At 54.6% G+C, this 23,030-nt stretch carries 20 protein-coding genes and 1 tRNA gene; 11 read left to right on the forward strand and 10 right to left on the reverse strand.

The annotated features are described in order from the left end of the window. The 5 genes from AC6T8Q_RS18460 to AC6T8Q_RS18480 form a co-directional block, all read left to right on the forward strand. The coding region (locus AC6T8Q_RS18460; protein ID WP_500680482.1) for a phage major capsid protein at positions 1-670 on the forward strand (670 nt) is incomplete at its 5' end. A gap of 46 nt (positions 671-716) precedes the next feature. Continuing rightward, positions 717-1,238 carry a hypothetical protein gene (locus AC6T8Q_RS18465; RefSeq protein ID WP_500680483.1) on the forward strand — a complete coding sequence of 174 codons (522 nt, stop codon included), beginning with the start codon at positions 717-719 and terminating at the stop codon, positions 1,236-1,238. Positions 1,239-1,377: 139 nt separating this feature from the next. Then, the gene (locus tag AC6T8Q_RS18470; protein ID WP_500680484.1) at positions 1,378-1,614 is read left to right on the forward strand and encodes a hypothetical protein; all 237 of its coding nucleotides are present in this window, start codon (positions 1,378-1,380) and stop codon (positions 1,612-1,614) included. Further along, the gene (locus AC6T8Q_RS18475) at positions 1,595-2,917 is read left to right on the forward strand and encodes a phage portal protein (protein WP_500680485.1); all 1,323 of its coding nucleotides are present in this window, start codon (positions 1,595-1,597) and stop codon (positions 2,915-2,917) included. The genes AC6T8Q_RS18470 and AC6T8Q_RS18475 overlap by 20 nt, the downstream gene beginning before the upstream one ends. Positions 2,918-2,919: 2 nt before the next feature. After that, on the forward strand, positions 2,920-3,774 hold the full coding sequence (locus tag AC6T8Q_RS18480; RefSeq protein ID WP_500680486.1) for a phage head morphogenesis protein: 855 nt from the start codon (positions 2,920-2,922) through the stop codon (positions 3,772-3,774). A gap of 7 nt (positions 3,775-3,781) precedes the next feature. On the opposite strand, the gene AC6T8Q_RS18485 is transcribed toward AC6T8Q_RS18480, so the two are convergent. After that, positions 3,782-4,741, reverse strand: a complete 960-nt coding sequence (locus AC6T8Q_RS18485; protein WP_500680487.1) for a hypothetical protein — start codon at positions 4,739-4,741, stop codon at positions 3,782-3,784. A 270-nt stretch (positions 4,742-5,011) separates the two neighbouring features. Between AC6T8Q_RS18485 and AC6T8Q_RS18490 the strand changes: the two genes are divergently transcribed. Beyond that, positions 5,012-5,227, forward strand: coding sequence for a hypothetical protein (locus AC6T8Q_RS18490; RefSeq protein ID WP_500680488.1), 216 nt, complete (start codon positions 5,012-5,014; stop codon positions 5,225-5,227). Between the two features lie 211 nt (positions 5,228-5,438). On the opposite strand, the gene AC6T8Q_RS18495 is transcribed toward AC6T8Q_RS18490, so the two are convergent. Next, positions 5,439-5,520, reverse strand: a tRNA-Leu gene (locus AC6T8Q_RS18495). Positions 5,521-5,641: 121 nt separating this feature from the next. On the opposite strand from AC6T8Q_RS18495, the gene AC6T8Q_RS18500 reads away from it, so the two are divergent. Continuing rightward, positions 5,642-5,941: a DUF971 domain-containing protein gene (locus AC6T8Q_RS18500; RefSeq protein WP_500680489.1), complete on the forward strand. Its 300-nt coding sequence runs from the start codon at positions 5,642-5,644 to the stop codon at positions 5,939-5,941. On the opposite strand, the gene AC6T8Q_RS18505 is transcribed toward AC6T8Q_RS18500, so the two are convergent. The 4 genes from AC6T8Q_RS18505 to AC6T8Q_RS18520 form a co-directional block, all read right to left on the reverse strand. Then, positions 5,936-7,531, reverse strand: coding sequence for a M20/M25/M40 family metallo-hydrolase (locus tag AC6T8Q_RS18505; protein WP_500680490.1), 1,596 nt, complete (start codon positions 7,529-7,531; stop codon positions 5,936-5,938). The genes AC6T8Q_RS18500 and AC6T8Q_RS18505 overlap by 6 nt on opposite strands. 175 nt (positions 7,532-7,706) lie before the next feature. Continuing rightward, positions 7,707-9,086: a tRNA modification GTPase gene (locus AC6T8Q_RS18510; RefSeq protein WP_500680491.1), complete on the reverse strand. Its 1,380-nt coding sequence runs from the start codon at positions 9,084-9,086 to the stop codon at positions 7,707-7,709. A 93-nt stretch (positions 9,087-9,179) separates the two neighbouring features. Then, positions 9,180-11,504 carry a YidC/Oxa1 family insertase periplasmic-domain containing protein gene (locus tag AC6T8Q_RS18515; protein ID WP_500680492.1) on the reverse strand — a complete coding sequence of 775 codons (2,325 nt, stop codon included), beginning with the start codon at positions 11,502-11,504 and terminating at the stop codon, positions 9,180-9,182. Positions 11,505-11,680: 176 nt separating this feature from the next. Further along, on the reverse strand, positions 11,681-12,436 hold the full coding sequence (locus AC6T8Q_RS18520) for a metallophosphoesterase family protein (RefSeq protein WP_496919118.1): 756 nt from the start codon (positions 12,434-12,436) through the stop codon (positions 11,681-11,683). A 381-nt stretch (positions 12,437-12,817) separates the two neighbouring features. On the opposite strand from AC6T8Q_RS18520, the gene tsaB reads away from it, so the two are divergent. Then, positions 12,818-13,504 (forward strand): tRNA (adenosine(37)-N6)-threonylcarbamoyltransferase complex dimerization subunit type 1 TsaB, encoded by a 687-nt coding sequence (gene tsaB / locus AC6T8Q_RS18525; RefSeq protein ID WP_500680493.1) that lies wholly within the window; start codon positions 12,818-12,820, stop codon positions 13,502-13,504. A 26-nt stretch (positions 13,505-13,530) separates the two neighbouring features. Here the strand turns inward: tsaB and hemL are convergent, their stop codons facing one another. Together hemL and AC6T8Q_RS18535 are read right to left on the reverse strand one after the other, a co-directional pair. Continuing rightward, complete coding sequence (gene hemL, locus AC6T8Q_RS18530) at positions 13,531-14,841, reverse strand: glutamate-1-semialdehyde 2,1-aminomutase (RefSeq protein ID WP_500680494.1); 1,311 nt, start codon at positions 14,839-14,841, stop codon at positions 13,531-13,533. Positions 14,842-14,897: 56 nt separating this feature from the next. Further along, a complete protein-coding gene (locus tag AC6T8Q_RS18535; protein WP_500680495.1) occupies positions 14,898-16,763 on the reverse strand; it encodes a serine/threonine protein kinase in 1,866 nt (621 codons plus the stop codon). 239 nt (positions 16,764-17,002) lie between these two features. Here AC6T8Q_RS18535 and AC6T8Q_RS18540 point away from each other — a divergent pair, with 239 nt between their 5' ends. Further along, the gene (locus AC6T8Q_RS18540; protein ID WP_500680496.1) at positions 17,003-18,538 is read left to right on the forward strand and encodes an SH3 domain-containing protein; all 1,536 of its coding nucleotides are present in this window, start codon (positions 17,003-17,005) and stop codon (positions 18,536-18,538) included. A gap of 123 nt (positions 18,539-18,661) precedes the next feature. On the opposite strand, the gene AC6T8Q_RS18545 is transcribed toward AC6T8Q_RS18540, so the two are convergent. Both AC6T8Q_RS18545 and AC6T8Q_RS18550 read right to left on the reverse strand, forming a co-directional pair. After that, the gene (locus AC6T8Q_RS18545) at positions 18,662-20,155 is read right to left on the reverse strand and encodes an arylsulfatase (protein WP_500680525.1); all 1,494 of its coding nucleotides are present in this window, start codon (positions 20,153-20,155) and stop codon (positions 18,662-18,664) included. Between the two features lie 322 nt (positions 20,156-20,477). Beyond that, entirely contained in the window at positions 20,478-21,281 is an 804-nt protein-coding gene (locus tag AC6T8Q_RS18550) for a transporter (protein ID WP_500680497.1), read from the reverse strand. A gap of 609 nt (positions 21,282-21,890) precedes the next feature. Here AC6T8Q_RS18550 and AC6T8Q_RS18555 point away from each other — a divergent pair. Further along, entirely contained in the window at positions 21,891-22,523 is a 633-nt protein-coding gene (locus AC6T8Q_RS18555) for an ankyrin repeat domain-containing protein (protein ID WP_500680498.1), read from the forward strand. Positions 22,524-22,771: 248 nt separating this feature from the next. Further along, a complete protein-coding gene (locus tag AC6T8Q_RS18560) occupies positions 22,772-22,894 on the forward strand; it encodes a hypothetical protein (RefSeq protein WP_500680499.1) in 123 nt (40 codons plus the stop codon). The last annotated feature ends 136 nt before the right edge of the window (positions 22,895-23,030 follow it).

The following is a 23,030-nucleotide window of genomic DNA, read 5'->3' on the forward strand; positions in this document are numbered from 1 at the left end:
GACCCCGTTCGATACCGCTTCGCTGGTGGCTGGCATCGACACGAGTATTCATCCCGTGGCGTGTGCTGTCGAAATCGGTCGTGATCTTATGTCCGACTCGGCTGTCGACGTTGGCCGTATCTTGCTGGAGAACATCGGCCAGCGGATGCTATCTGAGCTAGATCGTGTGATTGTGCTGGGCAACGGTACGACTCAACCCCAAGGCATTGCCAATGCGTCAGGAACTACGGACATCGGCAATCCAGCCGGTGGGTCTGGTGCCGTAGCACAAGTTGATGATGTGGAAGCCCTAGTCTTCTCTGTCGCCAAGCAATTTCGTCAGCTTAACTTGCGGCCTGCATTCATTGCCAACGATGTGACCTATCGTCGTGCTCGTGGCATCCCTGTTGGTGCTTCCGATGAACGCCGAGTTTTCGGCATGACTCACAACGATTACACGATTCTCGACTACCCATTCCTGATTAACAACAGCCTGCCAAACAACTACTGGGCTTTTGGCTGTCTCGCCAAATATCGCTTGTATCGCCGACAAGCTCAAGAAGTTCGCTTCACCGATCAAGGCAAGGAGCTTGCACTCAAGAATCAGGTGCTGTTGGTCGTGCGTGGTCGTTTCGGTGGCCGCGTGATGGATGGGGCAGCGTTCAGCTATACCGACAACGCCCAAGCATAACTTCCCAGCCTAGTTGATGGTGATCTTTTATAGGAGGCGGCAAGCCATGTCAAAATCTAACTTAGTGGTGATCGAAGTCGACACGCCACAGAACAGTAACGTCGTCTTCCGGCCCTTGCAGAAGCCGATTCGAGGGAAATTTGACTTGCATCGGGTAAAAGAACCCAACGCGGGCAAGCTCCACTCGTTGTGGCCAGAGCCGATTCCCGGCCAGCTATTGAGCCTGGACCTAGTGACGGCTGAAGGTGTCATCCTTGACCCGCTGTACGATGAGAAGTTCAAGGCCATCCGGGAACGCATCGAGGGTATGGGGCAGAAGCTCCCCCCGCAACGAGAAGTCTTTCAAGGTGCCGATGTAGCGACCTGGGTGTTCTACATGCGGGAACTGGTCACCAGCGGCAAAGCCCGGGTGATCGAAGGGGAGTTTCCGAAGATCGACGAAAGCAAAGTTCAAAGGCGTTTCTTCAGCACGGAACGCCCTGACACGAACGACCGACTCGTTGCAGCCATTGAACGCCAGTCCGACTTGATGGCCCAACTGCTCAACAAGTTGGCCGAAACAAAATAACAAAATAGAAGCAGGCTTTTGCTAGCTTCCCCGCGTTGTCAGTGTGAACGTACCTCCTCACGCAACGCGGGGTTTTTGATCCTCAACGAGAGGCCCGGTGGAGGAACACGCCGCCTGTAGACCGAAGCCGGGATTATTTATGTTCAAAATCTTCAGACGCAAAACTGATCGTGTCAGGCAGCAGCAAGCCAAGCGCATCTTGGACCTGGAGAGCCAGCTAGAGGCCCTGAAGCGTGTCCTAACGATCAAGGATGCTGAGTTGGAGTCTTTGGCTACTGTGATCGCCCGTGATCGTGAGCGGGTCAAAGCGGAGACGGCAGCCTATATCCGCCAGCGTGCGGACAGTGAGGGAACGCATGAGCAACTATCTCGATAATGCGTTCTCGGAAGCCAGTACGATGTACGGCCATGCCAAGGCCGCTGCTGCGTCTTCTCCCGGTGCCATGCTGACCAGTGGCACAATCGGTATGAGCTTGAATCAGAGCAAGCTGTCTCGCCACAGTGAACAGTACCGGCATTTTAGGGGCTGGACGTTCGTGGCCGTCCGTGCCATCGCATCTCGCATTGCTGGTCAAGATATTTGTCTCGCCAAATTAGGGGAGCGTCCCAAAGGTAAGAAGCTCTTCTTGCCAAATTCGCTGAAGAGCCTGGGGGACAAGTTGGCCCCTATCGAAAATCATGAATTCCTTGACGCGTTGTGTGATCCGAACCCCATCATGGTTAAGTGGTCGTTGATGTTCTCCACGGTGGCCAGCATGCTCTTAACAGGCCGTGGCTATTGGTGGGTGAGTGAGGCTGAAAAGGGTTTGGAAATCTGGCCGATTCCGTCGCACTGGATTGAGCCGAGTGACGCCATGCGGGGTGGTTGGAAGCTCAAACCAACTGGCCTGGAAGAGCACGAGCTACCCCCGGAAGCCATCATTGCGTATAGCTTTCCTGACCCGTCTAATCCGTTCGGTGCTGTCTCGCCATTGCAGTCCCAAGCCTTAGCTGTGGCCACGGATGAAGAGATTCAACACGCGCAACATCGGGCTTTCTTGAACGGTATCAACCCCGGTCTATTGGTCAGAGTTGGCAAAAACGATCAAGGCATCCGCCCTACCTTGAACGGTGGCCAGCGTCAGGAAATTATCTCTGCCATCCTCAAGCAGTACGGCGGGACTGTGAATCGGCAGAATCCCTTGATCGTTGATGGCATGATCGAAGGCGTGGAGAAGCTCACCACCAGCCCGCAAGAGATGGATTTTCTTAGCTCCGGTAACCAAACCAAATCACGCATCCTTCAGGCGTTCGGGGTCAACCCGATTGTCGTGGGGGAAATCGAAGGGGCCAACAGGGCTAGTGCCGTCGTGGCAGAGCAAAACTTCTGCTCAGAAACCATTGGCCCTATCTGCGAGTTGATGTCACAGAGCCTGACCCGCTGGTGTCGGTTATGGTACGGTCAAAAGCTTACCGCCTGGGTGGAACCTTGCCGCGTTCACGACCCAGAACAGAAGCTCAAAGAATGGCAGACAGCACGAGCTGCTGGAGATGTCACCACCAACGAGTTTCGAGCCAACGTCTTGAACCTAGAACCCCTTGCTGGTGGTGATGTTCGTACTGACTCGCTGGGCAATCCCCTGGGGACTGAAACCGAACCTGAGAAGACTTTCCGACTTAACGGCCATGCGAGGGTTTAAGCATGGACCCGCTGTCAGAACGTGTCAGACTGTGGCTCAAGACTCATTCCGCTGCTGAGAAGAGTTTCGCCACAGCCTTGCAACGATTCTTCAGGGAGCAAGCCGACAGAGTAGCCGATGCCATCTCTGAAATCTTTCCTGAAAATTTTTCAACTGACCAATTGGCAATGATCTTCCAACCGGCTGTCCAGCACGAGAAGTTTCTGCCCATCATCCAACGCAACCTAGGGGCCATGATGATCCAGGGTGCGAAGCAAGAACTACGCGCCGCGAAATCGCACCAGAGCCATTCTAAAGACTTCAACGCTAATGACGAGTTAGTATGGCAATTCATCCCTCAGAACGTCAAACAACGCATCCTGCAAAGCCTGGAAGACAGCACGAGCCAACCTTACTGGGAAGACATCCAGCGCGGAGTTGAAGCTGACCTACGGGCTGTGATTCAAGCGGGCATCGAAGAGGGGCTAAGCACTTACCAAATCGGAATGAACATCCGCGAGCATATTGGTGGGTATGAGGCAAGACGCCGCGCGTATCGCATATCGAGAACGGAGACAACCGGGGCTCTCAGTGCTGGCCATCAGGCTGCGATGGAAAGCCTGGGCAGTGCGGTTACTTCCAAAAAGTGGCTGGCAATCGGCGACAAAGAAACCCGCGAAACCCACGAGCAAGCCCACGGCCAAACGGTTCCCGTCAACGGTTCGTTTTTGATCGGTGGCCACGAGTGCGACTATCCCGGCCAGTACAGTCTTCCCCCGGAAGAGAGAATCCATTGCCGGTGTACGACTATCAGCGTCCTACGTGAAGACATTCTGGCGGCTGCTGAGAATTTAGAATCTGACCACGTTTTGCATTGACTAGCATTCATTGCTTTAAGGTCACGGTAGGCGGTTCCCAGCTTGCAGGAAGAATAAATCCAGTGTTCCGCAGCTCTAGACTATCACCCGAGAGCGATTCTGAAGTGACGACAGCCAATTTATTCGCGAGCTTGTAGGTAGAATTACGCGTTTGCTCAACTTCTACAAATATTGAGTTTTCGCCATAGGTGGCGACTAAAAGTTTGTTCGGCTCTGACAGTCGATGGAAAAAACTTACTTGATATAGTGCGTGCCACTGCCCAACAGAGTATGCCACCCACGCAGGGATTACGCTGAGAAGCATTAAAAAGCAAACCGCAACAACAATCTTATCGAGAAGACTGTAGCTGCTGCGAAACGAAGAAATCTTGTTCACAGGCTCTGCTGGTAAGAGTGTTGCTAAAAGTACCATCACTATTCCAGATATCAGAGCACTCCAGAGAATAACATGTATTTGATTCCCAAAATCCGCGAACGCAAAAATTCCCACAAGACAGACGACCAATTGAAGTATAGTCGGCCAAATTGTGAAACCACGAAGTCGCCACGCAAGTCCAAAAGTAATACCTATGAAAACGCAAGCAAATACGTTGATATCTAGTGAGCGGTTGACAATGAAATGGATAACAGCAGCGACTATGCATACCAGTACTATTGCGGTGGTAAATTTCACCCATATTGCAGCATGCCACATAATAGTTTCTATGAAAATGGCTCCCATTACTAGCAAAATTCCCACGAACACAAAGGCGATAAATCCAGACAGTAAATAATCTGCCAAATCAAGAGTGATAAAATCTGTTGGGATATTGAAATAGGCGCAATAACCTCTCTCAAAAGCATATCTCACACCGATACCTACACCGCTGATAATCCCGGGGATTAACAATAGAATGACAGACTTTGTAAAGTCATTCAAAGCAAGAAAACCCTCAATTGGTACAGGCTTTTGTATTTCATCATCCATGCTATCTGTGATCCTGTGTTTTATGATGTTTGAACATTGAAGTTACGCGGTTCTTCCGAAAAAACGACGGCACAGCGACAAGATTCTCCACTATTTGCCACAAATTTCCAGTGTCCTACCCTATTCAAATCCTCCCTGAGGGCCTGCCAAATCGCTAGAATGCCCCTTCCAAGGTGTTCGCACTGGTAAGGGCTTCCAGCCTGCTTTAGACCGTGCGAGAATTGCTGGAGGAGTCAGTAACATCTAATCCGCCGCCGAAAGGAACCGTTGATGGCTACGTCCAAGAAAAGTGTCCTCATCGTGAATGTGCTGTTCTGGATCGTGGGAGCGATGCTCTACCCGCTGGCAAGCCTTTTGCCCACCGAATCAGGCGAGACACCAAAGGTATTTTCTCTGTTGATTCCTATCTTGTTCTTGCTCCTGGCGGTTGGATCAACCACCATGATATCTCTTGCCTTGGGCCAACCAGAAGTGAAAGCCAAATAGCCGGGTGTCACTGACACCCGCGAGGGGCGATAAAGGGGTATTCAGAGCGATACCCCTGAGACCAGACTTTGCAAAAAACACGGGAAAACGCTAGGCCTTCGGATTCTAGCGTTTTCCCGTTTTGCATTAAAAGTCCGTTGCTCTACCGACTGAGCTACGGGCTCGTTTTTTATAGCCGAGAACAGAACTTTGAGAGCTCACGGCTTTTTAGTAGGGATGACAGGAGTTGAACCTGCACTCCCGAAGGAACTGGAACCTAAATCCAGCGCGTCTGCCAATTCCGCCACATCCCCATTACAATCATTGCCACGCCAGAGCGGGCAGCACCAAAGTATAATCGCCTCTTGCGTTTGAAACTAGGCGTCAGCTGCCAGCCCGCAGCCACGCGATTTCCACGGTTTTCCAAGCATTTTCATGAACGAACTCCCCACCAATTTGCAGGCCCTCCGCGAAGAAGGCGTTCTCCGGATCACATGGCCCGATACCCAAGCCGATTTCCTGCTCGCGTTTCTCCGCCGGCAATGCGAATGTGCGCACTGCGTCAATGAATGGACCGGCGAGCAAATTCTCGACCCGGCGAGCGTTCCCGACGACATCGTGATCCAGAAGATGGACCTCGTGGGGAACTACGCGGTTCGCCTCGAATGGTCCGACGGCCACAATTCGGGGCTCTACACTTGGAAACGGCTGCGTGAATTGGCCGAAAAGCTATAGTGTGGCATCGCTGCCGGGAGCATGAACTGGCGTCAGGGGCACTTCGACTTGGCGAACGATGCCCCGCGTTTCCACTTCAAAGCGTATCCGCGGCGTATTCTCGGCGAGCAATTGTTGCACGCGGCTCAGCAATTCGTCGCGGCCGGCAAACTGGTTGCCGTCGACGCTGTAGATACGATCATTGACTTGAAAACCGGCCAGCGCAGCGGGCGAATGCGGCACGACGCGCGTGATGTACACCGTCTGCGGTTCCACGGGATCTTCCCGCCACGAGAGACCCAAGTGGACCGGATTGCCCGAGAGCTGAACTTCGACTTCCAGTTTCTCTTCAACGCCGGGCCGTTCGATGGTCACTGGTAACACGCTGCCGCTCCGTAGGGCCATTGTTTCCAGCATTGCGGGATTCTCAACTGGCAATTGATTCACCGCGACAATTCGATCTCCCGCGGCAACAAGACTATCACTACTGAACACGCGATTGATTTGCAGTTTGTTGGGCTCACCGGGAACTGCTTCGGTCGTGAAATTCAACCGTGAGGCCAAAGGAGGGAGCGGCCGTTCAACGCGCCGTTGCGTGAATGGTGTATCCATCCGCGATTCGTTACGAAATCCGGGCAGCGTTTCGGTATCGGCCAGTTCTTCGACTTTCTCCAACAGATAGCCGGTGATTAACCGGATGCCTTCGACGTTGATCTTTTCGACATCGTCCGAGGGGCGATGATAGTCGTCATGCAAGCCGGTGTGGATGTAAATCGACGGCACCTGAGCCTGAAAGAATGTCCAGTGATCGCTGTTCTCTTTATATTCCCAACTGAAATCGAGCCACGCATCATCCAGCCGAGTTGTGCTGAGCTGACGACGCAAGCCAGGGGCACACCGTGAACCGCCGACTTCGATTCGCCCATCGGTGAGCCGACCTACCATGTCGATGTTGATTCCTAGCTTCATGTTATCGAGCGGCAAGGTTGGCTGCTTGGCCCAGTGCGCGGAACCGAGCAGGCCTTTTTCCTCGCCATCCCAAAAGGCAAACAGGATCGACCGCTTGGGGCGATGTTCGGTGCGGGTCATCGCGTCGACCAATTCCAACACAGCCGAGACGCCACTGGCATTGTCGTCGGCACCATTATGCACGTAGCCAAACGGGCCGTAGCTGTTGCTTTTTTTGCCGTAGCCGACGTGATCGTAGTGCGCGCCGACGAGCAGGTATTCGTCTTTCAACTGCGGATCGCTACCCGGCAGTATGGCAAGAATATTGCGCTGATTGCCGCGGAATGCTTGGAAATAGGTCCCGTCGACCCCCGCGGGTTGCAGACCGATTTCCTGGAGATGGTCGACAATATATTTACCCGCGGCGTGTCCGCCCCGTGAGCCGGCTTCACGTCCTTCGAGGATGTCCCCCGCCAAGAAATTCACATGCCCCGTGAGTTCGGGCTTGGTGATCGATGCGTAGGCCACATCAAACCAGGCGTTCTCTACCGCCTGCAACGGTCCTGCCGATGCCGCAAAGATTCCGATGCAGCAAATCCCCGCGAAGCGACGGACAGATTGTTGCAATTTGCGGTGAGAGAACATAACCAGTCCGTGGGCCATCACATTTTTCCTGGGCATATGCCAAGCGAAGCGAGCTAAGGAGTCGTCTCCAAAACATCGTTCTGAAAGTTTATCGACCAGCAACCAGGGAAACTGCTTAGCGCCCTAGCGGAATTTTATTGGTAACGATCAGTTGCAACTAACCAGTTGAATCAAATGCGCACGCCACGGGTGGCTATTTCCCAATACAAAACTGGCTAAAAATCCGATCCAATACGTCATCCGTGTAAACAGCCCCCACCACGCGGCCTAGTTCCGCAAGCGCACTACGGAGATCCGCCGCCAGGAGTTCGTTGCCCCCACCGGCACGCACAAGTGCGAGCGTCGATTCCAGTGATTCTGCCGCGCGGCGTAAACTGTCGGTACATCGTGCCGTCGTCGAGGCCACGGCCCCAGCTTGGGGCGTCGAACCAAGTTGGGTTGCAATCGCTTGTGCTAATAGTTCCAAACCTTCGCCCGTTCGGCTGCTGCACCGAAACATTCCCGCTTGTTGGGGGGCTTCAAGTTGCTCGGATAGCAAATCGCTTTTAGTTTGAACCAAGATTGTTGTTTGACCCAGGGGAGACTCAGGCCAAGACTCCCATGGCGCGGTGGCATCAAAACATTGCACCTGACAGTCTGCCTGCTTTTTCTGCTCCCCTGTCATTTCTTGAGCCAGCCTTGGAATGGAAACGCCAGCGACAAGCGGATCAACGCCCGCCGTATCAATCAACGCACATTGGAACCCATTCAAATCAACTGTGGCCATCAAGTAATCCCGCGTCGTACCCGCAAGCTCCGAGACCAGTGCGCGATCTTGTTCTTCGCTCACACGATATTTATCAACAAGGGCATTGAACAAACTGCTTTTGCCCGCGTTCGGTGGCCCCACGAGCACCACCTTGGGTAGCACCTGAGACTGGTTCCGGCTAATAAGTTGTGCGAGCGTTTCGGCAACCAACTGTTGAGCCGCGATAAGTTGCCACTCAATTTCTGCCGCAGCAATAAACTCGATATCTTCTTCGACGAAATCGAGCCCTGCTTCCAAATGGGCAAGCAGTTGCAAGAGTTGCTCCCGCAGTGCCATCAGCGGTTTTGATAATCCCCCGGCGAGTTGCCCCAACGCGGTGTGCAGCGACTCAGAGTTCTGGGCGTCGATGACCCCCAGCACGGCTTCGGCCTGGGTCAGATCGAGCCGGCCCGCGAGGAACGCCCGCAAAGTGAATTCCCCCGGCTCGGCCATCCGTGCGCCATGTCGGCAAAGCGTGCCCAGTGCCAACTCCAACAGTGGCGGAGAACCAAGCGTATGCAATTCTGCGCTCGGTTGCCGCGTATAACTGCGATCATTGGGCCAGAGCAGCAAATCGCACGGCAGCGTTACACCTTCTTTCAGCGGCAGTTCACCGGCAATCGTTTGCGAACGAGTGGTCGACCCAAGATTGCATGGCACTTTTGGCAGAAAGCATTGAGAGAGGCAAGCAACCGTTTGCGGTCCACTCACACGGATCATCCCTCGCGCCGCGCCACCCGCGGCCGTGCCAATCGCGGCGATCGTGTCGATCAAGTCAGGGATCATGTGAGGATTACAATCATCTCACCCCAGTCGGACGGCAACGCCCGTCCGGGGTTTCCCGGAGAGCGTGGCTCTCCGGCTGGGATTGAATTGCTATTAACGCTTCTTCTTCGGCCGTGAATCGCGTAAGGTGGCACCATTGCGGCTGCCACGGCCAGCAGGCACATCAACGTTGCCCGCGGGGACTAACGCTCCTGGCCCAGGTTTCGGTATAAGCTTACGTTCGGCGATGCCCCAAATGCTCGAAGCGATGAAGTAAATGCACAGCCCCGCCGCGACTTTGTAAAACATAATGCCCATAAAGAGCATCATGTAGGTCATGATCTTTTGTTGGAGGGCTGCCTGTTCGTTGGCCGCTTCCGGCATAAACATCTTTTGCTGCAAAATAAACAGGCCGACAGTCACCAAAGGCAGGATATTGAGATAAGGCCCTAGGCCAAAAATCCCCTCGCCGTTCGTAATGAAGGCAGGCATAATCGCCGACCAATTCCAGAACATGTCAGGAGCGGCCAGATTCGAACACCAGCGAATCGAATCACTGAACAGCGGAGCCTGACGCAATTCCACGTCAACCGCCAGAGCACGGTACAACCCTACGAAGATCGGGAGTTGAATGAACATCGGCAAGCAACCAGCCAGCGGATTGATGTTGTACTTACGATACAACTCCTGCATGGCCTGCGATTGCTTTTGAGGATCCTTGCCATATTTCTCTTTGAGCTTGTCGAGTTCCGGCTTGAGTTCCTGCATCTTCGCCATACTTTGGGCTTGTTTGCGGCTGATGGGGAACATGCAGCTTCGCACGAGCACAGTGAGCATGATGATCGCGAGGCCGTAATTGCCGACCCAGCCGTAGAATGTGTGGAGCAGCCACAACATGCCTTGCGCAACTTTGCCAAACCAGCCGTAGTACATCAAATCGGCTAGCGTGTATTTCGGATCGTTTGAAGCTATATATTGCGACAACAATTCAGGACGTTTCGGGCCAGTGAAAATGTTATACGAGTGGGCCAGCGTTTCACCCGGTTGCAGCATGTTTGTCTTGCTGATCAATCGGCAGCTGACGTTGGCATACAAACCATCGCTCGAACGCGACCGCGGCTTGGGGCTCAACGAAATCGGCCGGGCCACTTCGAGCCAAACCTCTTCGGGCGATTTCTTCATTGGGAGCATCATCGCGGCGAAATACTGGGCATCGACTCCCATGAACGCCATCGAGCCCCCTTCGAAATCCTCCCCTTCGCCGTTGGCAATCGTCGTCGGCGCTTGTTCCTCGGTGCTACCGCCGAAGTAGCGACCCACCACGTCACGCAAACCCGCGGTTCCCCAATGTCGGCCAAACTTGCGGGCATACCACCAACCCTCAATCGGCAAGCCGTTGGGGCCGTCCAAGCGATAAGCCAAATCGACGGCCTTATCGCCCAAGTTGCGAACTTCGACTTCCAGCACGATGCCATAGGCCGGAAAGCTTTGATTTTTTTGTTCTTTTTCGGGAATGGGCGTGAGCTTATACCGCTTGATCAATTCCAGCCGATACTGCGGCAACAGCTTGCGGAACGTGACGCTCTCATCGTCACTAGCCGCGACTTCCCAATAGGTGTCACGCAGCGCGACGCCCTCGATTTCGAGTTCCTCGGGCTGAAGTTCGGTCGCTGGGAGTATGCGGTCCTTACCGACGTGCTGCATGGTGAACACAAACGACGGCACATCGATAAAATCTTTAGGAAGCTCCTTCGTGCGCATCAACACGTTTTCGCTTTCAGGCCGCATCACTTCGAGCGGGCGACGGCTCAACGTGGCCACCAACTTTTGGGGAGCTTCGTCACCACGGGCAACGTTGAACTCAAACTTATTGCGTGGGCGTCGCTTCCCCAAAATTTCGGCGAATTGCTGAGCCGTTTCAACCTTGATCGCTTCCTTATCGCCTTCTACCGAGATGATGCGGTCGCCGACTACGACTCCCGCCTCAGCGGCAGGTGTCCCGGCGCCAACGACTTGTACGCGCAATCCGCCTTCAGGATCAGGCACCAACTCCAAGTGGCCGATGTAGCCACCACGATCTTGCAAATCGCGGAACCGCGGATTCGCAAGTTCCACGCGTCGCACACCGGCCCCTTGATTGGTCAGCGTGAACAGCGCCCGATAAGGCGAAGCGGGATCAGCCGAACCGAGAGTCAAATAAGCGAGATCGCTTTCGTCCTGTTCGGGGAAGTCGGTGAGCTCTTCCACCGATTCCTTGTCGGCATCCACGGCGGGGGCGGCTTCGACGCCAGCCCCTTCGCCCGGCGGGTCGGCGACGGCTTGTTCTTTGGCTTTATCGGCTAATTTTTTCGGAGGGCGCGGCGGCGCTAGAAAGAAGCTGTTGAGCACCAGCACCGCAAACGAAAGGGCCAAAAATAAAATGACGCGGCGTTGGTCCACGACTGCTGATCTTTCTCTTAACGACTGTAGGGGCCGAGGTCTCCGACCTCGAACGAATTGGTCATTGTATGCTCATCGGGGCTCGATGATTAGGCGAAATCAGAACTCGCCTGCCCAGAAAATTGCCCCGGTTTCGGCCAACCTTTCGGCATTTTCACACGAAAACGCCCGTGGCCTCAACGCCCTTCCTTGATGCGGTCTCCCAGGAAATTATCCAAATCGGGAGTTTGATAGATTTTTTCTGCCGTCTTGCCAAAGTCGTAATCCACGCGGTGGAACGTCAATTTGTTGTCTTCCTGGACGACATAGCAAGAACGTGGATCGCCGTCGCGGGGCTGGCCGACCGAGCCGACGTTGACCATAAACTTTTCGTCACCACGAAATTCAAACACATTGCCCGTCTGCTCGGGGGTGATGAACTCTAAGCTCGAAAGAAACACGCCCGGCACGTGGGTGTGGCCTTGAAAGCAGCCCCGGTTGATCAAGCCGAAGAGCTTTTCCATCTTTTTCTGATTATAAATGTCTTCGGGGAAGACATATTCATTGACCGGGTTGCGGGGCGAGCCGTGGACGTATAGCCAAGGTTCATCGCGATAAACACGCGGTAAGGTGCCTAGGAAATCCCAGCGGCGGTCGATCTGGTCGCGTGAACCAGTCGAGTTTTCCAGTTGATTGCGGGTCCAGAAAATGGCCCGCTCGGCGCCGCTGTTGAATCCCTCGGGGTCGAACATCGCGCCCTGGTCGTGATTGCCCAGCAGGCAAACCGTTGATTTCTCGATCACCAGATCGAGGCACTCACAGGGATTCGGTCCGTAACCGATAATATCGCCAAGACAGAAAACTTCTTGGACGCCTTGGCTGGCAATATGCGCGAACACGGCCTGCAAGGCTTCAAAATTGCCGTGGATGTCGCTGATAACCGCACGTTTCACCGGAGAGACGACCTCGCATCAACTAGCTGAACTCGATGTTGCTGGACTAGCTTGAGAGCATCCCCTCATGCCCGCGCTCTCCTATCCACGCGGCGGCACGTGCCAACACGTTGCTACACAGTACGTTGCTGCACAATGCCATTGCCAAATCGCCAGTCTAAGTACCGCTCGAAAGGGGGTCAAGGACGCCCGCTGGGGGTGGCCCGACAACGCCCGACGGGTCGCGGACCGGCGGCTTCCCCTGAATCGTCGCCGAGTTCCCCGCCAAGCGAGCTTTTTTTCGCAAGGTGGGGTCATGCCGCCCTCCACCCTTGGAAGGGGGCGCAGCGACTGGTAGTTTCAATAAATCAGCCAACTCACAGACCGCGGAGCCACCTACCCTTGAGAATTTTGAGCCTGGAAACAAGTTTACGACAAGGCAGCGTGGCCGCGCTGATAGGGGAGGGCAACGGCGTTCAGTTGCAACAAGAGCTGCTGCTTCCCGCAGACGAGCGCTCCGCGCAAACTTTGCTACCCACGATTCAGGAACTCTTGCATGCCTGCCACTGGCAGCCCCAGGAACTTGATTTAGTCTGCGTGACCACAGGGCCCGGTTCCTTCACTGGCCTGCGAATTGGCGTGACCGCAGCAAAGACGTTGGCGTTTGCTGTGGGAGCCAAGCTCGTCGGCTTGCACACCTTGGCTGCACTGGCCGCGAGCGTGTCGCCAGTAAGCGGCCGGTTATGGGCCATCATGGACGCCCAGCGTCAGGAACTCTTCGTGGCAAGTTTCGCTGGAAAAGAAAAAACGAGTGAGCCCGTCACGCGCATTCTCAGCATCGACTCCTGGCTCTCCCAATTGCGTACCGGCGATTCTGTCGTGGGCCCGCCACTCGCGCAATTAAAAGAACATCTGCCCACGGGCGTGACTGCCGCAGACGAAAAGTTATGGCAACCGCAAGCAAGCGTAGTGGGCGAACTCGGCTACAAGCTTTTCCAACAAGGCTGCACGGTCGATCCGATTCAACTCGTGCCCAACTACTATCGCAAGAGTGCCGCTGAAGAAAAATTCTTGCAGGCAAAGTCGTAAGGACCCCGCGATTCGTTGAATTGCGGCTATTTCGAAAACTCAACGAGCACGTCTTCCGCTGCGCTGATTGTTTGATCGATTTCCGCCTCGGTGTGTGCCGCCGACACAAACAGCGCTTCGTATTGGCTGCATGGCAAATAGACGCCGCGGTCCATCATGCCCCAGAAGAATTTCGCGAACAGCCCGGTATCGCAGTGGCTCGCACTTTGCCAACCGGTGATCGGGCCATTGCCAAAGAAGAGCGTCATCATACTCGCCACACGCGCGAAAGCATGCGTTACGCCCGCCTTCTCCGCCGCCGAGCGCAGTCCTGCTTCCAAGCGTGCCGAAAGTTGCTCTAGCCGTTCGTAAGGTGGTTCTTCTTTCAAGAGCTTGAGCGTCGCGCAACCCGCCGCCGTCGCGAGGGGATTGCCACTCAACGTGCCAGCTTGAAAGACTTTGCCCGCCGGCAGAATGTGATTCATAATCTCTGCCCGCCCGCCGTAGGCGCCTACGGGCAAGCCCCCGCCGACGATTTTTCCCATCGTGGTGATGTCGGGGCGAATCCCCAAATACTTTTGCGCCCCGCCAAAATCGATGCGAAAGCCGGTCATTACTTCGTCGCAGATCAAAAGCGCGCCATGCTGCTGGGTCAGTTTTGTCAAAGCCGCGCAAAAATCTTGGCTGGGGATGACCACTCCCATGTTGCCGACGATCGGTTCGAAGATCACCCCCGCGATCCGGCTGCCGTGAGTTTGGAACGCTGCTTCCAACCCAGCCACGTCGTTGTATTCCAAGATTAACGTATCTTTGGCCGTGCCAGCCGTGACGCCCGGTGAGTTGGGCGTTCCCAGCGTTGCTGCTGAACTTCCCGCCGCGACAAGCAAACTATCGACATGCCCATGATAGTTGCCAGCGAATTTGATGATCACTTCGCGGCCCGTATAACCCCGCGCCAAGCGAATCGCGCTCATCGTGGCTTCGGTACCGGAATTCACGAGCCGCACTTTTTCGACCGACTCAATTGCGTCGATGATTCTTTCGGCAAGTTGGCTTTCCGCTTCCGTGGGAGCCCCATAGCTCGTGCCATGTTCCACCGCTTTGTTAAGGGCCTCCACCACGGCGGGATGCCGATGCCCCAGAATCATCGGCCCCCACGAGCCGATGTAATCGATGTACTTGTTGCCGTCGATGTCGTAGAGAAAAGCCCCCTCGGCGCGCTCAATAAAAATCGGCGTGCCCCCCACCGCACCAAATGCCCGCGCGGGACTATTCACCCCCCCCGGCATCAACTGTTGTGCGCGCTCAAACGCAGCAAGGCTCTTAGGACGCAATTTCTTCGAAGGCGAATTATTCATAATATTTTTTATGTTAGCCGGCATCGTCCCGATGCCGTGTCTTCTGGCAGTCCAATCTATTCCGTTTCCAAACTTTCAAGTTTCTCACGAGCCTGCTTCACTTCCACCGCAGCCCAAGGCTTATCACCATACAAGCGAATAATCGCGCGGTACATCAACTTCGCTTGTTCCGGCTGCACGCCTGCCACAACTTCCGCCGCGGCCATACGTTCCTTGACCGCAGGGAGTTGCTCTTTCGCTTCCTCATCGGATTGATTCTTCAGTTTCGCGAGTTCCTGCCTAGCCAACACCAACCATTTGCGATCATCCGCCGTGAGGGCGCTCCGGTCGTTCCCTGTCGCCACTTCACCATCGGCGGTCACGCCCAATGGATCGTACAGATCGATCAAATCGCTGAGCTTCGCAGCGGATTGTTCGGGGTTTGGCGACGCTAGCGCTTCCATGTAAAGCTGCTGAATCGGCCCAATATCTTTTGCTCCCGGCACGCGGCCTTGCACGCGAGCCTTGCGTTCGAGGCGTTGGAACTCGAGTTGATCGACATAGCTGGAAAGTTCCCCGGCCCGCGGATCGTCGGGAAACCGCTCCATGAATTCGGTGAGTTCCGTTTCGATCACACGCAGGTCACTGTCCCCTTCGCGATCAACGGTGGCCGTGATCGAAGTAAAAAGTTCGTCAGCCGTGGCAGGGCGCAAGAGGCGCCACCCTCCCCAGGCCATCCCTCCCAACAAAACAACAAGCGCGACCCAGCGGGCGATCAGCGCAACATGGCTTTCCTCTTCTTCTTGACGTTTGTGTCGCCGGGCTTCTTCGTCCACCGTTGTGAACCGCGTGCCGCTGGGGCGCGGAGTTGTTGACGGTGATTTCGCCTGCGTCACGGCAGCCGGTGCAATGACGGGTTCTTCTGGTTGATCAATCGTCGGCGCGCCATAAATATCTTCTGCCCCCAAAGTTGCTTCGCCGTGCAGCATCATGGGTCCGTCAAATTCGCTCGTGACATCGTTACGCATCACCGCCGTCACGCCCGGTTTCGCCGGCTCGGTTGCCCAATCGACTTCGATTTCATCACTCTCAACGGGTACTGGCGTTGGCCGAGATAACGCTTTTTCCATTGCTTCCATGTGCCGACTTAAAACCAACACATTGGGAAAACGATTTTCCGGATCTTTGGCCAGAAGTTGATCGATCAATCGCCCCACTTGTTCGGGCGTTTCTGGCGCGTAACGTCGCACGGGATCAGGCTCGGCAAAGCGCTGCAGCTGCAACATCTCGGGCATCGACTTCGCGCGAAACGGCGGTCGGCCCGCGAGCAGGGCATACATCACGCCCCCCAAGCTGTATTGATCGCACTTCTCCGTGACGGGTCGGCCATCGGCTTGCTCGGGCGACATATAGTCGGCTGTTCCCAGCACGCCGCCCGCGGTGGTGAGTTGGCTTCCACCAAATAGGCGCGCGATGCCGAAGTCGGCGATCTTGATCCGCCCATCTTTGGTGAGCAATAGATTCGCCGGTTTGATATCGCGATGTACGATCCCATGATCGTGGGCGTGTTTCAGCGCACGGCAGACTTGAATTCCAATTTGCAGCGTTTCCTGCCAACCAAATCGCCGTCCCTTGTTGATTTCTTCTTCAAGGCTCGTACCATCGACCAATTCCATGGAATAAAACAGGTTTCCGTCCTGTTCGCCGTAGCCATAGAGCCGCACGATCCCTTCGTGGCGGAGTTTCTTGAGCGACTCGATTTCCGCTTCGAAGCGTTCTCGGAAGCCGTCTTCCATGGCCAACTGGGGGGCCAGTGCCTTGATAGCAACCCGTGTTCCCGCCCCGGCGCCGGTTCCCTCATAGGTCGCCGTGTAGACGGCCCCCATGCCCCCTTTGCCGATTTGCCGCTCGATGCGGTAAGGCCCGAGTTTCTCAATCTTCATCAATCGCCTCAGTTGCGCAGTTTGCAAGTGAAGTTAGCCTGCATCGTCCCGATGCCGTGATCACGGCAAATTTGTCAGTTCAATCCTAACACCCCCAGCAGACTCCAGCTAGCAGCCAGCATTGCGGCAGACCTTGAACCAGGAAGCTCTTTTTCCTATAAGCCCACTGCAAATCTCCTTTCATTTTCACCTAGCGTGGGTCGTCGGCTCTTTGTCGATGGCTCGACGAGGTCATTGGTATGTCTCGGCTGCAAACATTTTTCGTGGCGATCGTGGTAAGCCTTGTGAGCAATGTCGCGCACAGCGAAACCACGTTTCCGTATGTTGCTTATATCTCCGCGCCGCAAACGTATTCGCGCAGCGGTCCCGGGCAACAGTATTATCCCACGCAGCAACTGGCCCAAGGCCATGCCGTGGAAGTCTATCGCCACGACAGCGACGGTTGGTGTGCCGTGCGTCCCCCAGAAGGAAGTTTCTGCTGGATTCCTTCGCACGAAATTCATCGCGTCTCCAACACGATGGCCGAAGTCTCCGTGCAAACAACAGTAGCTCGTGTGGGAAGCACTGTTTCGCCCGCGCGGAGCGCCGTGCAAGTGATGCTTCGTCGCGGCGAGAAAGTGCTGTTACTTCCCGCGGCTCCGAACGATGATCCGCGCTGGGCTCGCATTACGCCGCCGGCGGGTGAGTTTCGTTGGATCGCGGCCAACAGTCTGTTGCGCACGCCACCCATCGAAGATGGGGCCGGCGTGCAACTGGCTAATGGTTGGACACGTCAACGCTTTCACAATGAGGTCCGACCGACCTCAGGTGAATCCACCGAAGAGTCCGCCGACTCGTTCGCTCACTTGCTGCAAAGTGTGCCGAGCCCGCAGCCCAATTATCCGAATCCCACGGCAACGACCGCCGCCGTAGTCCCCACTCCGACGGGTACCGATCCCGACGCCGTGCAACTCGTGACCGGTTCCCCAGCCGCGATCGAAATGGCCGACAGCACATCGCTCGCCCCACCGGCGTTGATGAATAATTCCACACCGCTACCCGGCAGTTCCAATCCCGCCGCACAATTGCCGGCTTCCATGCCACGTAACAGCACGACACCACGCGTTCGCTTCGATAACTCACCCACGGTGATTGGTCCCGGATCGGCGCGCGTGCAAGAGTTACAATTGCGACTCTCAGAGATCGTGGTGAAGCCAAAAGAAGAATGGCAATTTGGACCTTTGCAAACCGAAGCCGCCGCCATGCTCGAAAAAAGCGATTCCGTTTCCGAACGCGATCACTTGCGAAATTTGTTGGATCGCATCGCCCAATTCCAACAGGTTCAAGTCGGCCAGCCCAGCGAAATGCTGGCCAACATCAACTCCGCCAACGCCTCGGGCGAATTCACGGGACAGACCGCCCGAGTTCTCGATTTGGTACGCAACGACTTGGGTGGCCAAGCGGCTGACAAGAAAGCTGATCCCTTTGATGCCCAACCAACTGACGGCCGCCCAATAACGGATGGCGAAACCGATAATCCCGACGGCCCACGCTACGATGCAGTCGGGCGTCTGAAGCCAGTCGTCTCGCAGCAAGACGATGCGCCACGCTATGCTTTGGTCGACGACAGCGGTGGGGTGATTTCGTTTGTCACGCCAACCCCCGATCTCAACTTGCAGCCCTACGTCGGCATGCGAATCGGAGTGAACGGTTCCCGCGGGTTCATGCCCGAGTACCGCAAAGCCCACGTAACCGCCGGCCGCGTCACCCCGATCGAAGACCGCATTCGGCGGTAATGCATTTCATTGTGTGCATGCCACACAATGTCCGGCGTTAGCTGGCCGCGTCCCGCTGCCGTGATGGCATGCCACCCGCCCGCCGGTCCTCGTGGTACGCACACTTAATTGGTAGCGAATTACTTATTTGCCACTAGCAGTCATACCCTTAATCTGACGTTCAAGCGAGTCGAGACTCCAATCGCCTGGAGCCTGGCTGGGCGGAAATTCCTTCAAGCTCAGAAGAAACTCGCTTGCCACCGCTTGCAGCGGCACCAACACGAATGCCCGATCGATCATCCAATCGTGGTAAGTGTTGGAGTTTTCCTGTGATTTCTCAAAGGGATCGCGGCGAAGATTAAATAACAACGGCAGGCGCAGGTGAACGAAAGGTTCACGCCAGACATCGAGCTGATGAGCACGATTTTCCAGGTAGATTGCCTTCCAGTCGCCGACTCGAATCGCAACGACTTCGCCGCCATCGTTCACATAAATAAAGTTCTTACGCGGTGAGTCTTTCGTCTTGCCGCTCAAGTAGTCCAGCAGGTTGTAACCATCGATATGATTCTTGTAAGTACGTCCGTTAAGTTCGACGCCACCCTTGAGCAACTTTTCCTTAATGTCCGGTGCACCGGCGGCGGCGGCAAAGGTGGGCAACCAGTCTTCATGCGACACAATGCCGTTCAGCGTTGTGCCTGCGGGAAAATGATTGGGCCAACGAACAAAGCAAGGCACGCGAAAGGCGCCTTCCCAGTTGGAATTCTTCTCGCCGCGGAACGGCGTAGTGCCGGCATCTGGCCAGGTGTTGTAGTGGGGTCCATTGTCCGTCGAGTATTGGACGATCGTCTCGTCGGCAATGCCAAGCTCATCCAGTAGATCAAGCAGCTCACCAACGTGCATGTCGTGCTCGACCATGCCGTCGCTGTACTCATCAGAATTCGGTCCAGCCAAGTTCTTATGCTCTTCCTTCACATGAGTGCGCAAGTGCATCCGTGTGCCGTTCCACCAGCAAAAGAAGGGTTTACCCGCTTCGTGCTGGCGTTTAATAAAGTCTTTGGCAGCGGCCAGGGTTTCATCATCAATAGATTCCATGCGTTTCTTGGTCAGAGGTCCAAGATTCTCGATGGTTTGCCCACCCTTACCGTCGGCCGTTGATTTGATAACGCCGCGAGGTCCGAACTTTTCTAAGAAAGTTTTGCCGCTCGGCAGTTTCATGTCTCTTGGGTAGTCGCGATTTTCAGGTTCTTCTTCGGCATTGAGGTGATAGAGGCTACCGATGAATTCATCGAAACCGTGCATTGTGGGGAGATGTTCGTCACGATCCCCCTGGTGGTTCTTGCCAAACTGGCCCGTTGTATAGCCTTGGCCTTTCAACACGGTAGCCATCGTCACATCCGACTTTTGCCAACCTTCCTTGGCGCCCGGCATACCGACCTTGGTCATGCCCGATCGCACCGGCACGCTACCGCTAATGAAAGCAGCCCGACCCGCCGTACAACTTTGTTGCGCATAATAATCGGTGAACGCGACACCCTCTTTGGCGACTCGATCGATATTCGGCGTGTGATAGCCCATCATCCCCCGGCTATTGTGGCTGATGTTCCACGTGCCGATGTCGTCGCCCCAAATGACCAGCATATTGGGTTTTTTAGCTTCCTGGGCAAAAGAGTCGCTCGACGCGGCGGCAACCAGGACGACGACTAAAATAAGCCAGCGAAAAAAACGATGGCGACACATGGCAATGCTCCAAAAACTTTGTGAGGAGAGTCCGCGTCGTGCAGACTACGAGCGATTTTTGTTGCTCACAGTTTAGTGCATGGCAATGGATTGTAAATATTTTTTTCAACGCAAATTTGTGCCGAAATATCGATACTTCAACCAGAACGAAAGTGAATGGACTGACCTCTTGAATGTCAGAGTTTACAGCAACTACAGTCCTTGGCCTCGACTATAGAAATTTCTAGAAACGCATCCCACCGCCAAGATTGGAGAAGAAATTCGCCGCGTCTCCGCCTAACCCCCAGCCGATACGTACTCCGACTTCAAAATTTTGCGTAATCAAATAGTGAACGCCCGGACTGACGTGGGACTGACTCAGTTCTTCTGAGCGGCCATCGGTAAAGATGCCAAAATACTCAATATGAGCATTCCACTGCTCGATCACCTCGACCTTGAGCACCGTCGAAGGCGCCCAGCGATCAAACTGATCGTCTTCTTCCGAGCCATCGCCGTAGCGGATCGCTGAGTCCCAAACCCAGTCTTCAGCCAGCTCCCACCCCCAAACATAAGCGGCCACCAAGTGCGTTGCCGTTTCGGGACCACGCGTGGGCGTGGTGGCTTGCACGATCGTCACACTTCGCGGTATCCAATCCGCTTGTTCCGTGATCGCTGCTTTGAAGCCATAAATCATTTTGGCTTCGGACTCGATTTCTCCTGAGTCGAGGTCGCCGGTTCCGCCCCCGCCGCCGGAAATAGCATTCGATTCACCGCCGACTTCATAGTTTGTACCCAGGCGAAGCTCAAGCCAATCATTAAAACCATAGCGAGAAATGTATTCTGGCAAGCTATGAGTTTCAGGTACGCCGCGATTGTCGATAAACGAGTAACCCGTTTCCAAAATCAATCGCCCCGCCCCGGCGGTTGTTACGGCCGGAGTAAATGAATCACGATCGGTCTCGATGGGTTCTTCCCCGGCTTTTTGAGCGATCGCCTGAGGAGCGGCCAAAAGCAGTACTATTGCAACGAGCGGCAAAATCTTACGCATGGCGATCTTTCAGGATAGGTAAAACCCAAACGCGACCTGCAACCGATTCGCAGCCCCACTTTCACCATTAACAGCTTCAGAATTCGATCGCACAAAAAAACCCCAATCGAACAGAAGACTGCCTCAGGCGGAAATTGTCACTCTTCATCGTGCCGGAGAAGTATATGAAGAGAATTCGCCGCTACTAGCACGATTAGAAAGAGAGCTTCTCTCGTATCGTCGGCAGTACCATAAAATCACTTGAGACGGGGTTCGTTTCGTGGCCAATTTTCTCCGCGATCACCATGTCGCTGCATGGAAATTTTGGATTCCCACCCCCCCTCTTTGTTGGGAGGGCTTTCGCGGAAAAGACGCGCTACGCGCGGCCAATAATCATTGTGGAAATGCATTTCTAAATCACGATAATGGGGCCTTATCGTTAGCATGTTAGAGGCCAGAATGCGTCGCAGGCGGATACGCAGTTCTGGCGACGCACAACCAAACACTACTGCGGTCGTACTTTTGTGATAGCGTTGACAATCATGACCCATTGATGGTGTAAAAATCAGGGCACAGGCCGTGGTCTGGTGAACGCGCTCGGTCTCCCGTAAAACCAACTGGTATTGCATGATGATAGAGAACTTATTGGAAAGAATTTCTGACGGGCAAACAGACTTGGTGTTTGATTACGTTGAGGCTGGCCACTCTGCAAAATCAACACATTTTGGAGATGTGTCGCTCATCAAGTGGTGTGCCTACCACGGTGACGTAACTGCCATCAAATTCTTGCTTCGCGAGGGTGAGTCCCTGGAATCGCTCGGAGACAATTTCGATCTCAATGGCGCAGTCTTTCATGGTTATCCCCGACTTTGTCAGTTCCTTATCGAGCAAGGGGCGGACGTGAACAGGCCGTTATTGGGCACCGGAGAAACACCTTTGCATTCGTCCCTGTGCACAGCAGATCGAAAGAACCATGATTATGTGCTTCAATTACTCCTCGAGCATGGTGCGAATCCAAACTGTGTGACCAATCCCTCTGTTGAAACCGAGTCCTTCATGCGTGACATCAGAACTCGAGCGGAAACACCGCTTCATCGCGCAGCGGCGTTTGGTAACGAAGGAACAATTCAAATGCTGCTTGATGCCGGCGCTCGCGTCGATGCAAAAGACATGAATGGTGATTCGCCGCTCACATGGGCCAGCTGGCATTTACGCCCCCGATCCATTCTGCGTCTGCTCTGTTATAACCATTATCGGGCGTAGATCATCAATCGGCCGCAAAGTGAGATCTTGGCATACTTGCGGTGGTGGAATGTTTTCAAGCCGTTCGATCTCACAGTGTGAATCCGTGTGGTGCCAATCATGAAATGGATCATTGTGATTATCAGTCTTGCAGTTGCAGGGTTCTGTTTGTTCGGCTATTTGGCCACGTTTGAGTTCAATGTCTCGAATGCGATATATTTCCGTATTGGATATGTTCTCATTGGCTTGAGTTGCCTTTTGGGTGCAGCATGGCTGATTCTTTCACGGAAGAGTTCGTCATGAAGACCGAGTCAGTTAACCCACTGCCGGTCAAACGGCCACCCCGCAGTCCTGGCCACGCCGGTGGTCCAGACATAGGCCAAACACGATGAAAAAGCACGAACTTCTTTCGAATCGCGCAAATAAGTCTGCCAAGTTGGAAGAGTTGGCGTTTTTCCGAAGAAAACGAGGGTCGCCACCGGGAATCAACTTGGCAAAGTTGGACAAGTTGAGCACGAAGAGGTGAGA

Source organism: Bythopirellula sp. (genome assembly GCF_041737835.1).
In the GTDB taxonomy this organism is placed as follows: domain Bacteria; phylum Planctomycetota; class Planctomycetia; order Pirellulales; family Lacipirellulaceae; genus Bythopirellula.

Bases quoted from the DNA above. Each gene is read 5' to 3' on its own strand.
- AC6T8Q_RS18485 (WP_500680487.1), bottom strand. From the start codon at position 4,741: ATGGATGATGAAATACAAAAGCCTGTACCAATTGAGGGTTTTCTTGCT.
- AC6T8Q_RS18500 (WP_500680489.1), top strand. From the start codon at position 5,642: ATGAACGAACTCCCCACCAATTTGCAGGCCCTCCGCGAAGAAGGCGTT.
- AC6T8Q_RS18475 (WP_500680485.1), top strand. From the start codon at position 1,595: ATGAGCAACTATCTCGATAATGCGTTCTCGGAAGCCAGTACGATGTAC.
- AC6T8Q_RS18480 (WP_500680486.1), top strand. From the start codon at position 2,920: ATGGACCCGCTGTCAGAACGTGTCAGACTGTGGCTCAAGACTCATTCC.
- AC6T8Q_RS18490 (WP_500680488.1), top strand. From the start codon at position 5,012: ATGGCTACGTCCAAGAAAAGTGTCCTCATCGTGAATGTGCTGTTCTGG.
- AC6T8Q_RS18545 (WP_500680525.1), bottom strand. From the start codon at position 20,155: ATGCTGGTCATTTGGGGCGACGACATCGGCACGTGGAACATCAGCCAC.
- AC6T8Q_RS18470 (WP_500680484.1), top strand. From the start codon at position 1,378: ATGTTCAAAATCTTCAGACGCAAAACTGATCGTGTCAGGCAGCAGCAA.
- AC6T8Q_RS18540 (WP_500680496.1), top strand. From the start codon at position 17,003: ATGTCTCGGCTGCAAACATTTTTCGTGGCGATCGTGGTAAGCCTTGTG.
- AC6T8Q_RS18560 (WP_500680499.1), top strand. From the start codon at position 22,772: ATGGCTGATTCTTTCACGGAAGAGTTCGTCATGAAGACCGAGTCAGTT.
- AC6T8Q_RS18550 (WP_500680497.1), bottom strand. From the start codon at position 21,281: ATGCGTAAGATTTTGCCGCTCGTTGCAATAGTACTGCTTTTGGCCGCT.
- AC6T8Q_RS18510 (WP_500680491.1), bottom strand. From the start codon at position 9,086: ATGATCCCTGACTTGATCGACACGATCGCCGCGATTGGCACGGCCGCG.
- AC6T8Q_RS18505 (WP_500680490.1), bottom strand. From the start codon at position 7,531: ATGGCCCACGGACTGGTTATGTTCTCTCACCGCAAATTGCAACAATCT.
- AC6T8Q_RS18555 (WP_500680498.1), top strand. From the start codon at position 21,891: ATGATAGAGAACTTATTGGAAAGAATTTCTGACGGGCAAACAGACTTG.
- AC6T8Q_RS18465 (WP_500680483.1), top strand. From the start codon at position 717: ATGTCAAAATCTAACTTAGTGGTGATCGAAGTCGACACGCCACAGAAC.
- AC6T8Q_RS18535 (WP_500680495.1), bottom strand. From the start codon at position 16,763: ATGAAGATTGAGAAACTCGGGCCTTACCGCATCGAGCGGCAAATCGGC.
- hemL (WP_500680494.1), bottom strand. From the start codon at position 14,841: ATGAATAATTCGCCTTCGAAGAAATTGCGTCCTAAGAGCCTTGCTGCG.